The organism is Microbacterium sp. HSID17254, assembly GCF_003989315.1.
In the GTDB taxonomy this organism is placed as follows: domain Bacteria; phylum Actinomycetota; class Actinomycetes; order Actinomycetales; family Microbacteriaceae; genus Microbacterium.
Window position 1 is genome coordinate 1 of the sequence record NZ_RBLT01000176.1, and the last position, 809, is coordinate 809.

General features: G+C 72.2%; 1 protein-coding gene and 1 pseudogene. Both read right to left on the minus strand.

Features of this window, described 5'->3' with window-relative positions; genetic code table 11:
- Positions 1-248, minus strand: a 248-nt coding sequence (locus tag D8M34_RS19670; protein ID WP_238695729.1) for a hypothetical protein, incomplete at its 3' end; no start/stop codon positions are given.
- Positions 249-287: 39 nt separating this feature from the next.
- Positions 288-809 (minus strand): annotated as a pseudogene (locus D8M34_RS19675) (excinuclease ABC subunit UvrA); the annotation flags it as partial.

Consider the following 809-nt stretch of genomic DNA (forward strand, 5'->3'; position numbering starts at 1 on the left):
ATCATGGCCTGCCGGTCGTCGAGGACCATGCCGTTCAGGAACAGCGAGCACTCGGCCACCGACATGTTCGACACCTGCGCGATCGACCGCTCCCCCAGGTCGCGGTGCGGCAGCGTCACCGCGAGCACCTCGGGGCGCCGCCGGGCGCCGTCGCAGGCGGGGCAGGGGGTGTCGCGCATGTAGCCCTCGTAGCGCTCCCGCTGCGACTCGGACTCGGTCTGCCCCCGACTGCGCTCGTGGAACGGCATGACGCCCCCGAAGTTCGCGTAGTACGCGCGCTCGCGGCCCTAGCGGTTGCGGTAGCGCACGTGGACCTGGTCGTCTCTGCCGTGCAGGACCGCCGTCCGCGCGGCGGCGGGCAGCGTGCGCCACGGGGTGTCCATCCGGAACCCGACCGCGGTGGCCAGGCCGGACAGCAGCCGGCCGAAGTACTCCGCGTTGTGCCCGGACGACCAGGGCGCGATCGCGCCGTCGCCGAGGGACAGGTCCGGGTCGGGGACGACCAGCGCCGGATCGACCTCCTTCTTGATGCCCATGCCGGAGCCAGCCGGACAGGCGCCGTAGGGCGAGTTGAAGGAGAACGTGCGGGGCTCGAGGGCGTCGACGGCGAGGGTGGGCCCGTTCGGGCAGGCCATCTTCTCGGAGAAGCGGCGCTCGCGCTGCGGTTCGTCGTCGGGGAGGTGGACGAAGTCCAGCACGACCAGTCCGTCGGCCAGCCGCAGCGCGGTCTCCACCGAGTCGGTGGGGCGCTGCTTCGCGGTCGCCTTCACCGAGAGCCGGTCGACGACGACGGCGATGTCGTGCTTCTC